Below are 19195 nucleotides of genomic sequence, written 5' to 3' on the forward strand. Positions count from 1 at the left end.
ACAGCGAGCATGATATCGCAGGAGCGGGTGTGAACATCCGTTCACTTTGAGTTACTGCACCACGAGTTCTGACCAGGGAAAACAATGGCCCGGCGGAGGCGCCTCGTCTGCCCTGCCGCGGCCGGACCGAGCTGCGGTGATGGGAGGGGCACGTGCCGGATCCATTGACCGTCGCGTCCGGCATCTCCGCCGTCGGGGCGCTCGTCTCGGCCTGGCAACTACACCGCCGGGCCCTACGCGCCGAGGCGGAGATCGCGCACTTGCAGGCCGAGTTGACCGCCGAGAGACACGCCGCCAGCCACGACCCGCTCACCGGGCTACCCAACCGGCGGGCGTTCTACCGGCTGGCCGCCACCCTGCTCACCGACGCCGAGGGCAAACCCCTGGTCGCCGTCGTCCTCGACCTCGACGACTTCAAACAGATCAACGACAGCTACGGGCACGCCGTCGGCGACCACGTGCTGATCAGCGTCGCCCAACGGCTCGCCGCCTTCGCCGGCGAGAACCTCGTCGCCCGACTCGGCGGCGACGAGTTCGCCGGGCTGCTCGCCAGCCCCACCCTGGACCGCCGGTGGATCGACCACTCGGCGCGGCGGCTCAGCGAGATGATGGCCGCGCCGATCCAGCTCGGCACCCTCACCCTCCGGGTCACCGCCTCGGTCGGACTGGCACCGGTCACCTGCCCCAAACAGCTCGCCGAGGCGCTCTGCCAGGCCGACGCGGAGATGTACCGGGCCAAGGGCCTGACCAGCACCCGATCCGCCCGGCAGCTCGTCGCCGACTACTGAGACCCCGAACTACTCAGTTCCCAGGGCCGCCGGGTCCCGACGACCCGACCGGCCCCGCCGGTCACGGACCGAGGACGTGGTGACCGGGCCGAGGACGTGGTGACCGGGCCGAGGGTGCGCCGCCCGGTGGACAGGGGTCAGCGCCAGCCGTACCCGGCCCGCAGGGCGGCTGCCACCCTGTCGAAACGGGCCCGGTCCAGCACCGCCCCCTCCCGCCGGATGCCGTCCTCCCGCATCGTCAGGACCCGGTCCAGGCGGACCCAGCTGGGCCGGTTGTCCCGGTCCCACTCCCCCGGCCCCAGGGCCAGCCAGTGCCGCTGCCCGTCCCGGTCGCCCTGACTGGAGAGCATCAGGCCGAAGAGGGTACGGCTGTGTCGCCCCACCACCAGGACGGGGCGGTCCTTGCCCTGCTTGGGGTCGTCCTCGTACGGCACCCAGGTCCACACCACCTCACCCGGGTCGGCCTGGCCGTCCGGCTCCGGGGCGTAGGTCAGCTCCCGCCCTTGCAGCGCCGTCACCTGGCGGCCGCGGGCCACCTGGGCCGGGGTGGGTCCACCCCGCTGCCGGGGCAGGGTCGCCTCCCGGGCCACCCGACTGATCCTCGCCGCCACGTTCCTCAACAGACCTGCCACGACGGGGAGCCTAGTACCCCACCGCCCGGCCCCGACGTCGACGCAGACGACCGGTCCATCCCGGACCCAACGGGGCAACCCCGAGCTCGCACGGAAACCACATACTGTCAACGTCTTGATACGCAGCGTGCACATCGACAGACTCGTGGACGTCGTGCCCCGTCCAGGGGGCGCTGTGGCGTACCGAGGAGTGGGTATGAGCCGGTGGGGACGGACAGCTGCGGCTGCGGCGATGGCGGGGATGCTGGCGACGGCCGGGCTGGTCGCGGGCGCAGGTCCGGCCTCGGCGGAGCCGGTGGCGGATGGGGCCTCGGCGCAGCCGGCACCGCCGCCGGTCACCCAGGTGGTGGGCGGGACGGACGCCCCTGCGGGTGCCTACCCGTACCAGGTCTCGTTGCAGAAGCAGACCTCCCAGGGGTGGTTCCATATCTGCGGCGGGTCGATCATCAGTCAACAGTGGGTACTGACCGCAGCACACTGTCTGACGGGCAACTCGGCCCACCAACTGCGGGTGGTGGCCGGATCGAACACCCTGAGCCCGGTGGGCACCACCTATCCGGTGCAGCAACTGATCAGCCACGAGAACTACAACGGCAACGCCGCCGGCCTGCCCAACGACATCGGGCTGGTCAGGGTGAGCACCCCGATCGTCTACACCCCCCTGGTGCAGCCGATCGCCCTGCCCGACCTGCCGGAACTCCTCCCGGGCAGCGCGGCCCTGAGCGGCTGGGGAAGCGTCGGCGGCGGTGTCAACCCGAACAACCTCCAGCACGCCACCGTCAGCGTGCTTCTCATCGCCGAGTGCCAGCTCCGCTGGCCGGGCCAGAACGTCAACCTGACCAACCACCTGTGCACCTTCGACCGGACCGCGAAACTCTCCGCCTGCCAGGGGGACAGTGGTGGCCCGCTGGCCCGCAACGGCCGGGTCATCGGCATCGTGAGCTGGGGCGTCTCCAACTGCAGCGGGAACTACCCCTCGGTCTTCACCAACACCGGCGCCTACCGCCTCTGGATCAACGGCAAGACCGGCATCTGACCGGAGAATCAGGTGCCGGACCAGCTGTGCGGTCGGGTGCCCGGGCCGGACGGGGTCCCGGACGGCTACCGTGACGGCATGGGCAACCCGACTCGCTGGGCCACCGACACCGGTCCGGAGCACTCGCAGTGGTACGTCGACCGGTTCCGTCAGCTGGCCGCCGAGGGCGCGGACCTGACCGGGGAGGCCCGGCTGGTGGACGCCATGGTCGCACCGGGCGCCCGGATCCTGGACGCCGGATGCGGCACCGGCCGGGTGGGGGCCGACCTGGCCGCCCGGGGGCACACGGTGGTCGGGGTGGACGCCGACCCGGTACTCGTCGAGGCCGCCCGCGCCGACCACCCCGGCCCTCGGTGGCTCGTCGCCGACCTGGCCGAACTCGACCTGCCCGCAGCCGGTGAGCCGGAGCCCTTCGACGCCGCAGTGGTCGCCGGGAACGTGATGACCTTCGTCGCCCCCGGAACCGAACGGGCGGTGCTGGAACGGATCGCCAGGCACCTGCGCCCCGACGGTCTACTGGTGGTCGGGTTCGGTACCGGCCGGGGCTACCTTCTGGACGACTTCGACGCCGACACCGACGCTGCCGGGCTGCGCCGGGACCACCGCTTCGCCACGTGGGACCTGCGCCCCTGGCGGGCGGACGCCGACTTCGCCGTCACCGCCCTGCGTCGCCCGGCCGGGTGACAGCGCGGTCCTTCACCGTCCCGCCTCGCCCGGCCGACTGACCGCGCGGGCCGCCGTCGGATCGAGAGGGCTGCCCGGCGGCACCAGACTCACCAACGCGGCGGGGAGCCGGACCGGCCGCACGTCGCGGTAGCCGAGCATCCCGAGCACCTCGGGGCCGGCCACCGCGTACCGACGTCCCAGGTCGGTGACGACGCAGAGCGTCCCGCCGACGGCACCGGGGGCCGCCACCGCCTCCACCACGGCACCCCGTCCCGGGGCGACCAGGACGTGGTCGGCCTGGACCCGGTGGCCGGTGGGGTTCGGCACGGCGTCGAGCTGCGGGAGGGTGGCGTCGAGGCGGACGTCGCGTATCCCGGTGTCGTCGCCGATGCGCAGACACAGCCCGCCGTGGTCGAGGGTGGCCAGGCGGGGCGGGGCGGGCGGCGGGGCGGACGGGCCGGTGGGGGTCAGGTCGGGCAGCTTCGGCAACAGCGCGAACCGGCCCAGGGTGACCGCCTCCGGTTCACCCTGCCCGGTCCGGGCCAGCAGCAGACCGGCCTGCAGCTCGGTTATCCCGGCCAGCCCGTCCCGGTCGACCACCGCGTACTGGACGCCGCCTCCGGAGTTGCGGACCAGGTAGACGTCCCCGATCAGGGCGTCGGCGACCCGCTCGGACGGCTCACCGAGCCCGGGCAGGGTGAGCGGCGCCAGGTCCGCCCCGGCCGGGATGGTGTTGAGCAGCGCCGGAGCGACGGGTACGGCCCGTGCCCGGGTGGTGGCCAGTGCGGCCAGGACCATGTCGGTGTCCCGGAGCAGGTGCCGCCGGTCCCGCCAGAGCAGGTGGAGGCTGCCGTCGGGGTGGCCCAGGAGCACGGCGTCGTCGCCGGCCGCCCGGCCGCCGCCGGGGTCCGTCCCGATCAGCACCGCCGACCTCGGGGTGGCCGCCTCGTCGTCACCGGCGACCGAGCAGACCGTCCAGGCGGTGGTGGCGAGCCGACCGGGGGCGGGCAGCGAGTCGGGGGCGTCGGCGATGCCCAACGGCACCCCCCGGGGCACCCCCTCGATGGAGCGCCGGGACACCAGTACGGTCCGAGGCTGCTCCGTGTCGATGATCAGCAGGGCGGAGGGGTAGTTCGACACCGGGTGCAGCCTGCCGTCCCGGTAGACGAACCGGGCACCGGACTCCTTCTCCACGATCACCACGGCCGGGTCCCGCCACTTCGTACCGCCCCCGGCGAACAGGCCGTACAGGGCGAACCCGCCCAACCCGATCGCGGCGACCAGGACCCCGGCCAGCGCGGCCCCCGCGAGTCGCCGGAAGGGGGACTGCGCGGGGTCGGTGTCGCGCATGACCAGGGCGGCGACCGCCCGCTGGACGGTGAACTGGTAGGAGTGGAGCTGGTCCTGCCGCGACGGCATCGGATCCCTTCCGGCGTGTCGGTCGGCGCACAGGATAAGCGCTGCGTCGACGGCGCGGGGACCCTCCGTGTCCACACCCCCACCACCGCCCGGCGGGCGGTGCTCCCGGGCGGCGCGTCAGGGCCTGCGCCGACCCGACTGCCGGTAGGGTCCCGCCCGCACCGGTCACAGCGCAGAGGGGCGGAGACGACGTGGGTGGACGGTTCCAGGAGTTGGCCTGGCGGAAGACCCCGCTCGGGGAGATCAGCCTGAGACGCCGGTGGGACCCGGCGCTCGACACCGAGGTCTACGAGGTCAAGCTCGACGACGAGTTCCTGATGTCCAGCCTCTTCCCGGTCGCCGAGATCGAGTTGGCCCGGTTGGGGCTGGGAGCGCTGGCCGGAGCGGACCTCGACGTGGTCGTCGGCGGCCTCGGCCTGGGCTTCACCGCCTCGACGGTGCTGGCCGACCCCCGGGTACGCGCGATGCTGGTGGTGGAGGCGATCGAGGACGTCGTCGAATGGCACCGGCAGGGACTGTTCCCCTTCTGCGCCGGGATGGCCGACGACCCCCGTACCCGGTTCGTCGAGACGGACTTCTTCGCCGCCGCCGCGAGCGAGACCGGCTTCGACCCGACGGCACCGGGTCGGCTCTTCCACGCCGTCCTGCTGGACATCGACCACTCCCCCCGCCACGTGCTCTCCCCCGAACACGCCTCCTGCTACACCCCGGCCGGGCTGCGGAGGCTGGCCCGGCACCTGCACCCCGACGGGGTGTTCGCGATGTGGTCCGACGACCCGCCCGACGCCCGGTTCGGCGAGGCCCTGGCCGAGGTCTTCGCGACCTGGCAGGCCCACGTCGTCCGGTTCCCCAACCCGCTCACCGGCGGCGAGTCGGCGAACACCGTCTACCTCGCCCGGACCTGACGGTGGGCATAGGGGTGGGGAAGTGGGGAATGGGGGTGGGGCGGTCACGGGTGACGTGACGGCGCTGGATGCCAGGAGGGGAACATGCGGGCAATGCTGCTTGTCATCGGCGTCGTCGCGGTGGCGCTGGTGCTCCTCGGGCTGCTCCTCGAAGCAGCCCGCTGGTTGATCATCATCGGGGCTGTCGCGTTCGTCGTGCTGATCGTCCTGGCCTTCGTGCGGGGCCGACAGTCGACGGCCCGCCGCTGAGGCGTACCGGCGGGGCTGCCGGACCACCGCGCGACGGACCGGACGGGTGGCTGCTCAGCCGGGGGTGAGGACCGCGGTCGCTGTCGGAGCCGGGGTCTGCTCGACCGCCGGGGTCGGGACCGGGGTCTGCTCGACGGCCGGGGTGGACCGGTTGGGCAGGGAGAGCCGGATGATCTTCCACCAGGCGGAGCCGACCTGCTTGGGCAGGTTCCCGGTGGTGTAGGTCAGGCCGTACCTGTCGAACAGTGCCCGTACCTGCGGGGCGATCTCCTGGTACCTGTTGCTGGGCAGGTCGGGGAAGAGGTGGTGCTCGATCTGGAACGACAGGTTCCCGGTCATGATGTGCATCGCCCGGCTGCCGCTGATGTTGGCCGACCCGAGCATCTGCCGCAGGTACCACTCGCCACGGGTCTCCCCGGTGATCGACCGTCGGGTGAAGGTCTGCACCCCCGACGGGAAGTGCCCGCACATGATCACCGAGTGGGTCCACAGGTTGCGGATCAGGTTCGCGGTGAAGGTGGCGGCCATGGTGGACAGGAACGACGGCCCGGACAGCAGCGGGTGCAGCACGTAGTCCTTGAGGACCTGTCGACGGATCTTCCGACCGACCGCCCGGACCCGGGCCCGGAACTTCGGGTCACGGTGGCGGCCCTTGCGGAGGTTGCGGCCCAACTCCAGGTCGTACGCGGCGATGCCGTACTCGAAGAAGCAGGCGTTGAGGAAGTTCCACAGCGGCTGTCCGAGGTGCATGGGGTGCCACCGCTGGTCCTCGTCGACGCGCATGATGCCGTACCCGAGGTCGTTGTCCTTGCCGATCACGTTGGTGTACGTGTGGTGCAGCTCGTTGTGCGAGTGCTTCCACTGGGCGGCCGGGGAGACGTTGTCCCACTCCCAGGTGGTGGAGTGCAGCTTCGGGTCCCGCATCCAGTCCCACTGGCCGTGCATGACGTTGTGACCGATCTCCATGTTCTCCAGGATCTTGGCCACGGCCAGGCCCGCGGTGCCCACCACCCAGGCGGGCGGGAAGAGCGAGAAGAGCAGCACCGCCCGGCTGCCCAGCTCCAACCGGCGCTGGGTGACGACCACCTTGCGGATGTACGCGGCGTCGCGCTCGCCCCGGTCCGCGATGACCTGCTCCCGGATGGCGTCGAGTTCCCGACCCAGTTGCTCGACGTCGGCAGGGGTCAGGTGGGCGATCGGGCTCTGTGGCTGGTTCTGGATCGCGGTCACGTCCGCCAACTCCTCAGTGGTCGATGTCGCAGGCGCCGGCCGCAGCCGACACACAGGTCTGGATGAGGACGCCGTCGCCGGGGACGGCGGTGGTGAGCGCCCCGTCGCGCAAATCCCGGACCGCTCCCTCGCGCAGGGGCAGCACGCAGCCGTAGCAGATGCCCATCCGGCAGCCCGAGGGCATCAGGACTCCGGCGGCCTCGGCGGCGTCGAGGATCGGGGTGGCACCGTCGGAGGTGACGCTCACCCCCGCCCCGGTGAAGGTCACCTCGCCGCCCTCACCGGTGGCGACGATGGTCGGGCGGAACCGCTCGGTGTGCAGCCGGTCGGTGCGCTGGTGCGCCGCCCAGTGACCTTCGACGGCGTCCAGGAGACCGACCGGGCCGCAGGCCCAGGTCTCCCGGTCGAGGTGGTCGGGGACCAGGACGGCGAGGTCGTCGACGGTGAGCTGCCCGGCGGCGTCGGTGTGCCGCTCGACCAGCCGGATCGCGCCCCGCCCGGCGAGGTCCCGCAGCTCCGCGCCGAAGATCACGTCGTCGGCGGTGGGCGCGCAGTGGACCAGGACGACGTCGCGGTCCCGGTACGCACCGGAGCGCAGCATCCCCATCACCGGGGTGATCCCGCTGCCGGCGGTGAGGAAGAGGATCGCCGCAGGTGCGACGGGGGGCAGGACGAAGTCGCCCTGTGCCTGGTCGAGCTGGACGATCGTGCCGGGGCGGATCCGGCGGACCAGGTGGTTGCTGACCACGCCGTCCGGGATGGCCTTGACCGTCACCTCGATGGTCGAGACCCTCTCCCGGGGTGCCGAGGTCACCGAGTACGCCCGCCACTGCCGTACCCCGTCGACGTCGACGCCGAGGCGGACGTACTGGCCGGGAAGGTGGCCGAGCCATCCCCGCCCCGGGCGGATGGTCAGGGTGGCCGCGTCCCGGGTCTGCGGCTGCACGGCGAGGATCCGGCCGCGCAGGGCCGCACCGGAGCGCAGCGGGTCGACGAGGTCGAGGTAGTCCTCCGGCAGCAGCGGAGTGGTCACCGCACCGGCGATGCGCAGCAGCCGGTCGCGCAGGGCGCCCCGGCGCGGTGGGCCGGTCGGAGGGCGGGTCGCCATCGAGGTCATATTCCCAGGGTGGCTACTCCTGCGGATAAAATCTTGACCAGAAGGTGTGAACGACTCGCATCATTTTGTTCGCAGTGAACAACAGTGGGAGGTTCCCGCATGTCCGCCCGGTTTCCCTCCGACGGTCCACCGATGCGGCTCAGCCTCGGCGGACCGTCGGCACGGGCCCTGCGCGCCCAGCTGCCACCGCTGGCCCAACGCACGGTGACCGCGATCACCGCCGAGGTGCCCAGCTACTCGGGCACCCTCACCGGACAGATGCGGGAGAAGATCGAGAACGCCGTGCAGATCGCCCTCGGCACGTTCCTCAACGTCATGGAACGCCCCGAGAGCACCGACCCGAGCATCCCCCTCACCCCGGCCCTGGAGGCGGCGTACGCCCTCGGCAGCGGCGAGGCCCGGTCGGGGCGGAGCATGGACGCCCTGCTGGCCGCGTACCGGGTCGGTGCCCGGGTGGCCTGGCGGGAGATGTCCACCACCACCGTCGACGGGGGGCTGCCCGCCGCCACCGTCGCCGAGTTCGCCGGGCTGATGTTCGCCTACATCGACGAACTCTCCGCCGCCAGCGTCGCCGGACACGCCGACGAACTCGCCAGCGTGGGCCGGGCCCGACGGCGCAACCTGGAACGGCTCACCCAGCTGCTGCTGGCCGGGGAGGCCGAGGAGGCGCTACGCCGACGGGCGGAACGGGCCGACTGGCCGGTCCCGCACACCCTCACCGCGGTCCTGCTCCCCCGCAGCGGCGTCCGGCCGGCCCTGACCCGACTCGACCCGTCCACCCTCGACGGCACCGAGGACCTGCCGGGGGTCGACCCGGCCGCCGAACTGGCGGTGCTGCTCGTGCCGGACGCGCACGCCGCCCGCCGGGTGCAGCTGCTGCGGCTGCTGCGCGGGCAGCGGGCGGTCGTCGGCCCGGCCCGCCCCTGGCACCGGGCCGCCGCCTCGTACCAGCGGGCCGTGCGGGCGCTGTCGCTGGACGGGACCCGCCCGGACCCGGCCGAACCGGTCGACACCGAACGGCACCTCACCGAGTTGCTGCTCGGCCACGACCCCGAGGGGCTGGCGGACCTGCGGGCCGAGGTCCTGGCCCCGCTGGCCGCGCTCCCGCCGGCCACCGCGTACCGGCTCGCCGAGACCCTGCGGTGCTGGCTGCTGCGGCAGGGCCGCCGCGACCAGGTGGCGGCGGACCTGTTCGTCCACCCGCAGACCGTGCGGTACCGGATGGGTCAGCTCCGGGAGCTGTACGGCGACCGCCTCGACGACCCGGACCTGGTGCTCGACCTGACGGTGGCGCTGGCCTTCCTCCCGCCCCCGCAGCGCGACGAGGAGCCCTCCGACGGTACGGAGTGACCGCCCGGTCAGCCGCCCGGCAGGCCGGGTCGGGCGCCGAAGGCCGCCTCGGCGTTGGCGGTGGCCGCCCGTCGGGCCACCGGGTCGGCGGGGCCACCCAGCGCCGCCATCGGGTCGGCGCAGCCCATCGGGAACGGCCAGTCACTGCCCAGCAGCAGCCGGGACGGCCCGAACACCTCCGTCAGGACGGCGGTCATCGCCGGATGGTGGGTCAGGCAGTCGGTCCACATCCGGCGCATCGCCTGCGCCGGTGGGAGCGACAACGGCACCAGCCCCGGACGGTCGGTGGCCACCCCCTGTTCCCAGCGGCCCACCACGGCCGGCGCGACCCCGCCGCCGTGCACCAGGATCAGCCGCAGTCCCGGGTACCGGGCGACGACGTCGCCGAAGACCAGCTGGGCGACGGCCACCCCGGTCTCCACCGGGTTGCCCAGGAGGTTGCCCAGGTAGAACTCGTCCAGCCGGGTGTCCGGGGTCGCGCAGGGGTGCAGGAGCAGGGCCCGCCGGTCGGTGTGCAGGGCCTGGAACAGCGGGGCGAAGGCGGGACCGGCCAGCGACGGGGTCCGGCCACCGGCCCCGGCGGTCACCCCCCACCACCTCGGGTCGGTACGGATCCGTCGGTACTCGGCCAGTGCCACCATCGGCTCGTGCATCGGCAGGAACGCCAGGGGCCGCAGCCGGGAGTGTCCGGCGACCCGGGCGAGGAGCCCGTCGTTGACCGCCGCCGCCCACCGGGCGCAGTCGGCGCCCACCAGGTGCTGACCGTGGTACGGCGGCGGGACGGTCACCACCGCGGCGTCCAACCCGACCGAGTCCAGGTACGCCAGCAGGGCCTCCGGGCGGTGCAGCTTCGCCGGCCCGATCGGGTGGCCGTCCACCACGTGCCGCCCGTCCCCGGCGGTGTCGACCAGGTCGTCCACACCCGTGCCGGTGAACACCGGGGCGAGGTGGGTGTGCACGTCGACCCCGCTCACCGGTCCGCCCCCGGGGCGCGGCCGGGGAACCCGGTCGCGGGCCTCACCTGGCTACCACCCGGTTGCGGAGGGTGCCCAGGGCGTCGACCTCGGTGGTGACCACGTCACCGGGGGCGAGGAAGACCTGCGGGTCCCGGGCGTTGCCGATCCCCGCCGGGGTGCCGGTCAGCAGCAGGTCCCCGGGGCGCACCGTCATCCCCCGACTCAGCTCGGCGATCAACTGCGGGATCGGGAACGCCATCTGGGCGGTCCCGGCGTCCTGGCGCAGTTCCCCGTTGACCAGGCACCGGATCCGCATCGAACCCGGGTCGGGGATCTCGTCGGCGGTGGTCACCCACGGACCGAGGGGCATCGTGTCGTCGATGCTCTTGCCCTTGAGCCACTGACCGCCGTGCGCCCGCTGGAGGTCACGCTGGGAGACGTCGTTGGCCACCAGGTAGCCGAAGACGTGACCCATCGCCTCCTCGGCCGGGATCGACCGCCCCTGCACCCCGAAGACCAGGGCGACCTCCGCCTCGTAGTCCCACCGGGTGGAGAGTCCGCCGTCGTAGCGGATGTCGTCGTACGGGCCGACGACGGTGTCCGGCCCCTTCGTGAAGAAGGTGGGGTGGCGGGGCCGCTCGACCGGGTCCTGCCCCTCACGGCGGCCCTGCGACTCCTCGTAGTGGGTCCAGTAGTTCCACCCGGTGCACAGGACGTCCCGGTTGAACCGGGTCAACGGAGCGCCGAGAAGCTCCGGTTCCAACCGGCGCACCGGTGCCCCCGCCTCGGCGTCCCGAGCCGCCGCGAGGGCGTCGGGACCGCCCCGGACGAGGTCGTCGACGGTGCCCACCTCGGTCGGCAGGACCAGGACCTCCTGCTCCTGCGGCCGGACCGAGACCGTACGCCAACCGCCGTCGACCCGCATCCGTCCCAGCCTCACGACGGCTCCCCCGCGTCGAGGACCGCGATGGCGTTGATCTCGATCAGGTACTCCGGTCGGACGAACCGGGACACCTCGACCATGGTGGAGGCCGGTGGCGGACCGGTGAAGTACTGCCGCCGGACCGCGTGGACGGCGTCGAAGTCGTCGATGTCCCTGACGTACACGTCGACCCGGACGACGTCGTCGAGGGTGCCTCCGGCGGCGCGCACGGCGGCGTCGAGGTTCCGGCACACCTGGTGGGTCTGCTCGGTGACGTCGCCGACCCCGGCGACACCCCCGTCGGCGGTCCGGGCGGTCATCCCGGAGACGAACAGCATCCGCCCGGGTGGGGCGACGGTGGCCTGGGCGAAGTGCCCGTTCGGCGGGGCCAGTTCGGGTGAGACGATCAGTTCCTTGGGCATGGCTTGTCCTTTCCCGCGCTCAGCGGGCGTCCTCGGCGCTGGTGTACCAGTCAGGGTGCGTCGGGTAGTGCGGTCCGTCGTAGACCTCCAGCAGCACCGACTCCTCCTCGGCGACGGTGGGGCCGTGCACGCTGCCCTTGGGGTTCCAGTAGAACGAGCCGGGCACGAGGGTGATCCCGGTCGGCCGGTAGGTGTAGCGGCCCGCCAGGCAGAACATGAACTGGTTGGAGGCGTGGGCGTGCGCCGAGGGGATCCCGGAACCGACCTGGAACCGGACCAGGGCGATGGAGGCCCCGGTCTCGTCGTCGCGCCAGAGCATCTTGTGGGACAGCCCCGCCAGGGTCTTGTCCACCCACTCCAGGTCGGCGACGTCGACCATGATCTCCCGGAACCGGCGCATCGCCCCCTCGGCGACGGCCGGCGCGGCGGACCGGTCGGGCAGTTCACCGGAGTACGCCGCCGGGGCGGAGAGGTTGTCGACCAGGGGAGGTTCACCGGCCATCAGTGCGCTCCTTCGGGATGCGTCGGGGTGGGCGTCACCGCCGGGGCGGCACCGTCGGACCCCCCGGCGAGACGGGTCAGGGTCGCCAGCAGGGACGGGTCCACCGGGACGCCCCGCTGCGTCGAGTCGCGTCGGCGGTCGGCGGAGCGTCGGCCGGGCAGGCTCACCCGTTCCACGCCCGGCGCGTACGGCCCCGAGACGACCTCCCGCCCGAGGTCGGCCAGGCGGGCGGTGAACTCCGCCGGGTCACCGAAGGCGGCCGGGTCCAGGGCCAGGAAGAAGTGCGCGCAGTCGTTGGGTACGCCGGTGTCGGCGTAGAGGCCCCGCACCCGTCGGCCGTACCCGCCACCGGAGAGCACCCCGGTCAACGCGTCCACCACCAGCGCCAGACCGAATCCCTTGTGCCCACCTGAGGGCAGCAGCATCCCGGCCACGGCCAGCGCCGGGTCGGTGGTGTCCCGACCCACCGCATCGGTGGCCCACCCGGTGGGGATCGGCTGACCGGTGGCCTCGGCCAACCGGATCCTGCCCAACGCCACCTCGGACAGGGCCATGTCCAGCACGACCGGATCGTCGTCGGCGTCGGCGGGCAGGCCCACCGCCACCGGGTTGTTCCCGACGACCGGGTGACCACCGCCGGGCGCCGGCATCAGGGGCCGGGTGTTGGCCATGGCCACCCCGACCAGGCCGGCCCGGGCCGCGCTGCGGGCGTACCGGCCGGCCGCGCCGAAGTGGAAGGCCCGCCGTACGCTGACCGCCCCGATCCCGAACTCCCGGGCCTTGCCCACCGCCGACTCCATCGCCTGGTCGGCGGTGAGGATGCCGAGGGCGTGACCGGCGTCGAGGACGGCGATCGCCCCGAGGTCGATCACCGGTTCGGCCCGGGTGGCGGTGCTGACCGAGCCCCGACGCAGCCTGTCGACGTACATCGGGACCAGCATGACCCCGTGCGAGGGCACCCCCCGACGGTCGGCGTCGACGAGGGACTCTGCGACGGTCCCGGCGGCGGCGTCCGGCAGACCTGCCGCCCGGAAGATCTCGGTGACCAGTGTGGTGAGGCGGGCCGGGTCGACACCCGGCGGCGGTTCCCCGGGGTTCACCGGTGTCCCACCGGTGTGGTCAGCCGGGTCGACATGGACTCGCGGATGCGCCGCAGGGCGTTGTCGAGGTGCCGGGTGAGCGCTGCCACCGCCGCGTCCGGGTCGTGGGCCACGCAGGCGTCGAGGATCGCCTGGTGCTCGGCGCGGGTGCGGTCGAGGCTCTCCGGGGTGGGGCGGGTGGCGAACCGGTAGCGTTCGCTGTTCTCCCAGACCGGTTCGATGGCCCGGGGCAGCCACCGGGAGCCGCTGGCCCGGTAGAGGGTGAAGTGGAAGGTGGTGTGGGCCTGCCGGGCGGCGAGGGGGTCGTCGGTCACCGCGAGGCGGGCGTGCTCGTCGAGGGCGTGCCGGGCCGTCTCGGCGTCGTGGGCGGTGAACCGCTCGGCGGCCGTCCGGACGGCGAGGGCCTCCAGGGCGAGCCGGGTGCGGTGGGTGTCGAGCAGGTCGTCCAGGGAGACCCCCCGGACCCAGGCTCCCTTGTGCGGGACGATCTCCACCAGCCCGAGCGCCTCCAGTCGGCGCAGGCCCTCCCGGACCGGCATGGCGCTCATGTCGAGGGCTTCGGTCAGGTCGGCCAGTCGCAGGTGGGACCCGGGCGGCAGGAGCCCAGTCATGATCATTTGATGGAGTTCGGCGGCGGCCGTCTCCGCCATCGTTCGCTGCCGCGTCCCACGGTGGGGCGCCAGGCGCAGACCTCGTTGCATGCCGGCCGTTCTCCTGTCCGGTCGCCGGGCCGCCCCGGCCACTCGCCGACCGGAGCCGGGGTGGGTCCGACCTCCGGCGACGAGGATCTGATATCAGATATTTGATCTTAACAGCGGCCGGTCGGACCACGTGATCGGGCGGTACGACGTCGGGCGCGCCGACCACCGGGGGGTGTGGTCGACGCGCCCGAGGCGGTCGGCAGGGTCAGGCGGTACGGCCCAACCGCCAGTAGCCCATGAAGGCCACCGCGTGACGGTCCATGCCGCAGTCGGAGACCAGGTGCCGACGCAGGGTACGGATCACCCCGGCCTCCCCGGCGAGCCAGGCGTAGAGCGGCACCGGGGCCGCCGACGCGGGCACCTCCCACAGGATCTCGGTGTCCACGTCCACGTCGACGATCTGCGGGGCGTCGACGGTACGCGCCGGTGCCGACAGCAACTGCCCGGCCACCTCCCGTACCGCCGGGACCAGCCGGGAACCGTGCGGGTCGGCACCCCGGGCCAACCAGGTCACCTCGACCCCGGGCGGGGTCAGCAGGGACAGCGCGTCACCGGCGTCCGGGACCTCCAGCACCACCCGGCCCCGGGTGTCCAGCGGAAGCCGTTCCAGGATGGAGCTGACCGCCGGCACCGCTGTCTCGTCCCCGGCCAGCAGGATCTGCCCGGTCGACGGTGCCCGGAACTCGATGCCGCCGTGGTTGCCCTCGTAACCGGCGTCGGGTCCGCAGATGGTGAGTTCGTCACCGAGCCGGGCCCGTCGGACCCACCGGGTCGCCGGTCCACCGTCGCCGTGCAGGACCAGGTCGACGTCGATCTCACCCAGCAGCGGACGGGCCGCCCGGACCGTGTACGTCCGCAGCGGGTTGCGCCGGTGCTCCGGCAGCTCCCGCCAGTGGGTGTACCAGTCCGGACCGGTCGGCAGGGCGACCCCACGCTGCCCCGGCAACGGGAACGCCAGCTTGATCCGCTGGTCGTACCCGTTGTCGGCGAACCGGTCCAGATCCGGGCCGGTGAAGGTCACCCGGACGAAGGAGGGGCTGAGCCGACGCATCGCTCGGACCTCGACGGCGAACATCCGCCAGGGCGAGATGGGCAGGGTCTGGGTCATCGGTGCTGATCTTCCTGTGCGGGGGTGGGCGGGGTGTCGCCTACCGGGTAGCGGTCGCGGAGGCGCGGGAACGCCACAGCAACCAGACGAAATAGGGAGTGCCGACCAGGGCCACGACGAGGCCGGCGGGGATCTGGGCCGGGGCGATGACGGTCCGGCCGAGGGTGTCGGCGAGACTGACCAGGAGGGCGCCGAGCAGGGCGGCCACCGGAATGACCCGGGTGTGCCGACCACCGACGAGCGCCCGGGCGGCGTGCGGGGCGACCAGTCCGACGAAGCCGATCACCCCGACGGCGGAGACCGCGGTGGAGGTCAGCAGCGCGGCGGCCCCCAGGGCGACCAACCGGGTCCGCTCCAGCCGTACGCCGAGCACCCGGGGGGTGTCGTCGTCGAGCGAGAGCAGGTCCAGTTCCCGCCGGGCGGCGACCACCGCCGGGGTCAACACCAGCAGGGCGATCGCCACCGGCAGGACCTGCCAGGCCGTCCGGCCGTAGGTCGAGCCGGAGAGCCAGGTCAACGCCTTGGCGGTGTTCCACGGGTCGTAGGCGACGATCAGGAAGGTGATCACCGCCATGCCACCCTGCCAGGCCCCGAAGCCGATCAGGACCAGCCGGTCGGAGCTGAGCCCGCCGCGCCAGGCGGCCCCGTACACCAGGGCGAAGGCCAGGATCGCGCCGAGTCCGGCGACGCCGGAGATGGCGAGCACCCCGGCGGCCGGGACGAAGGTCAGCAGCGCCACCGCGCCGAGGCCGGCACCGGCGGTGATGCCGAGGATGCCGGGCTCGGCGAGCGGATTGCGGCAGACCGCCTGCACCGTGGCGCCCGCGAGGGCCAGCGCCGCACCGGCCAGCACCGCCGCGACCACCCGGGGCCACCGCTGGTCCAGCACGAAGGTGTAGCCGGGTCCGGTCCGGCTCTGCACCCAGTTGACGATGTCCCCGACCAGCATCCAGGTGTCACCGAAGAGCATGCCGGCGACCACCGCGACGACGAGGAGGACCGCGATGGTCCCGACCACGAGGCGGTGGAAGACTGCCGACCGTACGGCCGCGTGTCCGCCGGGCGGACGTCGGGTGGGGCCGGCGTCGCGGTGCCGACGGGCCAGCCAGATCAGGATCCCGGCACCGAAGAGGGTGGTGACCACCCCGGTCGGGATGTCCACCCCGGCCTGAGCGCCCATGACGGCCCGCAGCAGGACGTCCGAGCCGAGGACGATGATCACTCCGGCGATGCCGGCGAGCGGGATCAGGGCACGGTGCCGGTACACGCCGGGGGCGAGTGGGGCGAGCAGGCGGACGATCACCGGGGCGCAGAGGCCGACGAACCCGATCGGGCCGGTGAGGGTCACCGCGGCGGCGGAGAGCACGACGGCCAGGACGACGGCAAGCAGCCGGGTCCGCCTGACGTCGATCCCGAGCACCGTGGCGGTGTCGTCGCCGAGGGCGAGGATGTCGAGCCGGTGACCGAGCAGGACCAGCGCTACGGCGGCGACCGCGATCACCGGGGCGAGCTGGGCCAATGCCCGCATGTCGCTCTGCACCAGGGATCCGCTGCCCCAGGCGAAGAGACCGAGGGTGGCCTGCTCGAACAGGAGCAGCAGGAGCATGGTCAGCGAGCTCAGGGCCATGGCGGTGGCCGAGCCGGCCAGGATCAGCCGGGTGGTTCCGGCCTGGCCGCCGGCCGACAGCGCCATCACCAGGGCGGCGGCGGCGAGCCCGCCGAGCAGTGCCAGTCCCCCGGCCGGCAGGGCGGGCAGGGTGACGCCGAACGCGGCGACGCTGACGATCGCCAGGTGGGCACCGGCGTTGACCGCCAGGGTGTCCGGAGAGGCCAGTGGGTTGCGGGCGACGGACTGCAGGGCGGCCCCGGCGCACCCGAGGGCGAGACCGACGGCGAGACCGGCCAGCAGCCGGGGCAGCCGGGAGGCGACCAGGATCCGGGCCGCCTCGTCGTCGGAGCCCGTGATCAGCCGGAGCAGGTCCAGCGCCCCCACCGACGAGGTGCCCTGGGTCAGGTGCACCGCGGCCACCACCAGCAGGGTGACGACGGCGAGGACGAAGACGCCGACGACCCGGGGGGCGGAGACCCGCCCGACCGGAGCCGGCCGGGCGGCCGGCTCCGGTTGGGCGGGAGCGAGGAGCTGGTTCACACCGTGTAGACCTTGACCAGCTCGTCCAGGTACTGCTTGGCCGACAGCGGGCCACCGAAGGTCCAGGTGCCGTCGGGCATCCGGTGCAGGTTGCCCTCCTTGACGAAGTTGAAGGACTTCCAGATGGCGTTGTCGGCGAGACCCTCGGCGAACACGTCGTCACCGTCGGAGGCGTTGTAGAAGAACTCCAGGTCCTGGTCCTTGAGGGCGTTCAGCCCTTCGACGTCGGTCTGGCCGAGCCCCCACACCTCGTCGCTCTCGCCGGTCCACGCGTTCTTGAGCCCGAGCTGGATGCCGACCTGGGAGACGAGCGCCCCCTCGCCGAACATCCGGATGGTGACGGAGCTGCCCTCCTTCCAGCCGTCGGCGATGGCGAAGGACTTGCCGGCGGCCCCCGCGTCGGCGATCTTCTTCTTGCCCTCGGCGATCGCGGTGTCGAAGTCGGCCAGGAGCTTCTCCCCCTCGGCGGTCTTCCCGACGGCGGTGGCCACCATCGTCACGTCCGACCGCATCCGGCCGAGGTTGTCGGTGGCGTCGCTGCCCTTGGCGACCAGCACCGGGACGTGCTTCTCGAGCTGGTCGACCAGGGCGTTGCCCCGGCCGCCCTCCATCACCACGAGGTCGGGCTCCAGGGCGACGATCGAGTCGACGCTGGGCTCGGCGCGGGTGCCGACGTCCTTGACGCTCCCGTCGAGCTTGGCGGCGGTCACCCAGGTGGCGTACCCCTTGGAGTCGGCGACACCCACCGGCATGACACCGAGGCCGACGAGGATCTCGGCCTCGGCCCACTCCAGCGCGACGACCTTGGTGGCCGGGGCGTCGAGCTTGATCTCCTTGCCCCGACTGTCGGTGACGGTGACCGGGCCACCGGAGGAGCCGGCCGTCGGCTCGTTCGAGGCGGTGTTCTCGGTGGTGCCGCAGGCACCCAGCAGCAGCGCGGTCGCGGCTGCCACCAGGACGGTGACACGGGTACGGATCATGGTCGTCTCTCTGTCATCGGGAGTGGGATGGGGTCAGGCGGTGATCGTGGGGCGGTGACGCCGCCCCACGGGTCGGGTGGAGACCAGTCCGGTGGAGGGATCGGTGGTCACCTCGATCCGGATGCCGTACGCCTCGGTCAGCGCCGACTCGACGAAGACCTCGTGGGGGCTGCCGGTGGCCCGGACCCGCCCGCCGTGCAGCAGGACCACCTCGTCGGCCACCTCGGCGGCCTGGTTGAGGTCGTGCAGGACCACCCCGACGGCGACCCCGTGGTCGTCGGCGAGTTCACGTACGAGGTCGAGCAGTTCCACCTGGTAGCGCAGGTCCAGGAAGGTGGTGGGCTCGTCGAGCAGCAGGACCGGGGTGTCCTGGGCCAGGCAGGTGGCCAGCCACACGCGTTGGAGTTCGCCGCCGGAGAGCTCGTCGATCGGGCGGTCGGCCATCGCTGTCACACCGGTGACGGTCATGGCCTTCGCGATCATGGCCGGCCCGTCGGGATCGGCGGCGCGCCACCGGCCCCGGTACGGGTGCCGGCCGTAGCCGACGACGTCCCGGACCGTCACCCCGTTGGGCACCGGGCGGCTCTGGGCGAGGAGGGTGACCCGTCGGGCGAACTCCCGGGCGGGCAGGCCGGCGGCGGAGCTGCCGTCGCCGAGGAGCACCTCGCCGCCGTCCACCGGGTGGAGTCGGGCCAACGCCCGTAGCAGTGTCGACTTTCCACTGCCGTTGGGGCCGACCACGGCGGTGACCGCACCGGGGCGCAGCGTGATGGCGGCGTCGTGGACCACGACGGCGCCCTGGTACCCGAGGCGGAGATCGACCCCGCGCAGGCCCACCGCAGAATCGGTCGGCTCTTCACCGTTGGACATGGGGTTAGGCTAGCCTAACCTTCGACCGGCTCGTCAAGTCGGGGCGACCGATCCGGCCGGGACTACCGCGCCGATCGGGGTCCGCCGTGGGAA

20 protein-coding genes are annotated in these 19195 nt (G+C 73.0%); 6 read left to right on the forward strand and 14 right to left on the reverse strand.

The window, feature by feature from the left end; all coding sequences use genetic code 11:
- Nucleotides 1-152 precede the first annotated feature (152 nt).
- Nucleotides 153-788 carry a GGDEF domain-containing protein gene (locus tag WHN02_RS20585; RefSeq protein ID WP_434740335.1) on the forward strand — a complete coding sequence of 212 codons (636 nt, stop codon included), beginning with the start codon at nt 153-155 and terminating at the stop codon, nt 786-788.
- 137 nt (nt 789-925) lie between these two features.
- Here WHN02_RS20585 and WHN02_RS20590 read toward each other — a convergent pair whose 3' ends face one another.
- Nucleotides 926-1420, reverse strand: a complete 495-nt coding sequence (locus WHN02_RS20590; RefSeq protein ID WP_434740336.1) for a type II toxin-antitoxin system PemK/MazF family toxin — start codon at nt 1418-1420, stop codon at nt 926-928.
- A gap of 196 nt (nt 1421-1616) precedes the next feature.
- Between WHN02_RS20590 and WHN02_RS20595 the strand changes: the two genes are divergently transcribed.
- On the forward strand, nt 1617-2456 hold the full coding sequence (locus WHN02_RS20595) for a S1 family serine peptidase (RefSeq protein WP_434740337.1): 840 nt from the start codon (nt 1617-1619) through the stop codon (nt 2454-2456).
- A 78-nt stretch (nt 2457-2534) separates the two neighbouring features.
- On the forward strand, nt 2535-3140 hold the full coding sequence (locus WHN02_RS20600; protein ID WP_434740338.1) for a class I SAM-dependent methyltransferase: 606 nt from the start codon (nt 2535-2537) through the stop codon (nt 3138-3140).
- A 12-nt stretch (nt 3141-3152) separates the two neighbouring features.
- Here WHN02_RS20600 and eccB read toward each other — a convergent pair whose 3' ends face one another.
- Nucleotides 3153-4541 (reverse strand): type VII secretion protein EccB, encoded by a 1389-nt coding sequence (gene eccB / locus WHN02_RS20605; RefSeq protein WP_434740339.1) that lies wholly within the window; start codon nt 4539-4541, stop codon nt 3153-3155.
- A 191-nt stretch (nt 4542-4732) separates the two neighbouring features.
- Between eccB and WHN02_RS20610 the strand changes: the two genes are divergently transcribed.
- Together WHN02_RS20610 and WHN02_RS20615 are read left to right on the forward strand one after the other, a co-directional pair.
- Nucleotides 4733-5446: a spermidine synthase gene (locus WHN02_RS20610; RefSeq protein WP_434740340.1), complete on the forward strand. Its 714-nt coding sequence runs from the start codon at nt 4733-4735 to the stop codon at nt 5444-5446.
- A gap of 84 nt (nt 5447-5530) precedes the next feature.
- Nucleotides 5531-5695 carry a hypothetical protein gene (locus WHN02_RS20615; protein WP_434740341.1) on the forward strand — a complete coding sequence of 55 codons (165 nt, stop codon included), beginning with the start codon at nt 5531-5533 and terminating at the stop codon, nt 5693-5695.
- Nucleotides 5696-5749: 54 nt separating this feature from the next.
- Here WHN02_RS20615 and WHN02_RS20620 read toward each other — a convergent pair whose 3' ends face one another.
- Together WHN02_RS20620 and WHN02_RS20625 are read right to left on the reverse strand one after the other, a co-directional pair.
- Nucleotides 5750-6925: a fatty acid desaturase family protein gene (locus WHN02_RS20620; RefSeq protein ID WP_434740342.1), complete on the reverse strand. Its 1176-nt coding sequence runs from the start codon at nt 6923-6925 to the stop codon at nt 5750-5752.
- Nucleotides 6926-6938: 13 nt separating this feature from the next.
- A complete protein-coding gene (locus WHN02_RS20625; RefSeq protein WP_434740343.1) occupies nt 6939-8042 on the reverse strand; it encodes a ferredoxin reductase in 1104 nt (367 codons plus the stop codon).
- A gap of 99 nt (nt 8043-8141) precedes the next feature.
- Between WHN02_RS20625 and WHN02_RS20630 the strand changes: the two genes are divergently transcribed.
- Nucleotides 8142-9392 (forward strand): PucR family transcriptional regulator, encoded by a 1251-nt coding sequence (locus WHN02_RS20630; RefSeq protein ID WP_434740344.1) that lies wholly within the window; start codon nt 8142-8144, stop codon nt 9390-9392.
- 8 nt (nt 9393-9400) lie between these two features.
- Here WHN02_RS20630 and WHN02_RS20635 read toward each other — a convergent pair whose 3' ends face one another.
- The 10 genes from WHN02_RS20635 to WHN02_RS20680 form a co-directional block, all read right to left on the reverse strand.
- Nucleotides 9401-10366, reverse strand: coding sequence for an amidohydrolase family protein (locus WHN02_RS20635; RefSeq protein ID WP_434740345.1), 966 nt, complete (start codon nt 10364-10366; stop codon nt 9401-9403).
- Nucleotides 10367-10409: 43 nt separating this feature from the next.
- Nucleotides 10410-11288 (reverse strand): fumarylacetoacetate hydrolase family protein, encoded by an 879-nt coding sequence (locus WHN02_RS20640; protein ID WP_434740346.1) that lies wholly within the window; start codon nt 11286-11288, stop codon nt 10410-10412.
- Complete coding sequence (locus tag WHN02_RS20645) at nt 11285-11692, reverse strand: RidA family protein (RefSeq protein WP_434740347.1); 408 nt, start codon at nt 11690-11692, stop codon at nt 11285-11287. Before WHN02_RS20645 ends, WHN02_RS20640 begins: the two co-directional genes overlap by 4 nt.
- A 19-nt stretch (nt 11693-11711) precedes the next feature.
- Entirely contained in the window at nt 11712-12194 is a 483-nt protein-coding gene (locus WHN02_RS20650) for a cupin domain-containing protein (protein ID WP_434740348.1), read from the reverse strand.
- Nucleotides 12194-13294 (reverse strand): Ldh family oxidoreductase, encoded by a 1101-nt coding sequence (locus tag WHN02_RS20655; protein ID WP_434740349.1) that lies wholly within the window; start codon nt 13292-13294, stop codon nt 12194-12196. Before WHN02_RS20655 ends, WHN02_RS20650 begins: the two co-directional genes overlap by 1 nt.
- Nucleotides 13291-13905, reverse strand: coding sequence for a GntR family transcriptional regulator (locus tag WHN02_RS20660; protein ID WP_434740350.1), 615 nt, complete (start codon nt 13903-13905; stop codon nt 13291-13293). Before WHN02_RS20660 ends, WHN02_RS20655 begins: the two co-directional genes overlap by 4 nt.
- 295 nt (nt 13906-14200) lie before the next feature.
- Nucleotides 14201-15103: a siderophore-interacting protein gene (locus WHN02_RS20665; RefSeq protein ID WP_434740351.1), complete on the reverse strand. Its 903-nt coding sequence runs from the start codon at nt 15101-15103 to the stop codon at nt 14201-14203.
- A gap of 40 nt (nt 15104-15143) precedes the next feature.
- Entirely contained in the window at nt 15144-17252 is a 2109-nt protein-coding gene (locus WHN02_RS20670; RefSeq protein ID WP_434740352.1) for an iron ABC transporter permease, read from the reverse strand.
- Nucleotides 17249-18232 (reverse strand): ABC transporter substrate-binding protein, encoded by a 984-nt coding sequence (locus tag WHN02_RS20675; protein WP_434740353.1) that lies wholly within the window; start codon nt 18230-18232, stop codon nt 17249-17251. The genes WHN02_RS20670 and WHN02_RS20675 overlap by 4 nt, the downstream gene beginning before the upstream one ends.
- Nucleotides 18233-18265: 33 nt before the next feature.
- Nucleotides 18266-19102 (reverse strand): ABC transporter ATP-binding protein, encoded by an 837-nt coding sequence (locus WHN02_RS20680; RefSeq protein ID WP_434740354.1) that lies wholly within the window; start codon nt 19100-19102, stop codon nt 18266-18268.
- Nucleotides 19103-19195 lie beyond the last annotated feature (93 nt).

The organism is Micromonospora sp. SH-82, from assembly GCF_051132485.1.
GTDB lineage: Bacteria > Actinomycetota > Actinomycetes > Mycobacteriales > Micromonosporaceae > Micromonospora.

Excerpts from the sequence above, each read along its gene's own strand:
- WHN02_RS20645 (WP_434740347.1), bottom strand. The coding sequence starts at position 11,692 with ATGCCCAAGGAACTGATCGTCTCACCCGAACTGGCCCCGCCGAACGGG.
- WHN02_RS20630 (WP_434740344.1), top strand. The coding sequence starts at position 8,142 with ATGTCCGCCCGGTTTCCCTCCGACGGTCCACCGATGCGGCTCAGCCTC.
- WHN02_RS20600 (WP_434740338.1), top strand. The coding sequence starts at position 2,535 with ATGGGCAACCCGACTCGCTGGGCCACCGACACCGGTCCGGAGCACTCG.
- WHN02_RS20675 (WP_434740353.1), bottom strand. The coding sequence starts at position 18,232 with ATGATCCGTACCCGTGTCACCGTCCTGGTGGCAGCCGCGACCGCGCTG.
- WHN02_RS20625 (WP_434740343.1), bottom strand. The coding sequence starts at position 8,042 with ATGACCTCGATGGCGACCCGCCCTCCGACCGGCCCACCGCGCCGGGGC.
- eccB (WP_434740339.1), bottom strand. The coding sequence starts at position 4,541 with ATGCCGTCGCGGCAGGACCAGCTCCACTCCTACCAGTTCACCGTCCAG.
- WHN02_RS20660 (WP_434740350.1), bottom strand. The coding sequence starts at position 13,905 with ATGACTGGGCTCCTGCCGCCCGGGTCCCACCTGCGACTGGCCGACCTG.
- WHN02_RS20615 (WP_434740341.1), top strand. The coding sequence starts at position 5,531 with ATGCGGGCAATGCTGCTTGTCATCGGCGTCGTCGCGGTGGCGCTGGTG.
- WHN02_RS20650 (WP_434740348.1), bottom strand. The coding sequence starts at position 12,194 with ATGGCCGGTGAACCTCCCCTGGTCGACAACCTCTCCGCCCCGGCGGCG.
- WHN02_RS20595 (WP_434740337.1), top strand. The coding sequence starts at position 1,617 with ATGAGCCGGTGGGGACGGACAGCTGCGGCTGCGGCGATGGCGGGGATG.
- WHN02_RS20680 (WP_434740354.1), bottom strand. The coding sequence starts at position 19,102 with ATGTCCAACGGTGAAGAGCCGACCGATTCTGCGGTGGGCCTGCGCGGG.
- WHN02_RS20665 (WP_434740351.1), bottom strand. The coding sequence starts at position 15,103 with ATGACCCAGACCCTGCCCATCTCGCCCTGGCGGATGTTCGCCGTCGAG.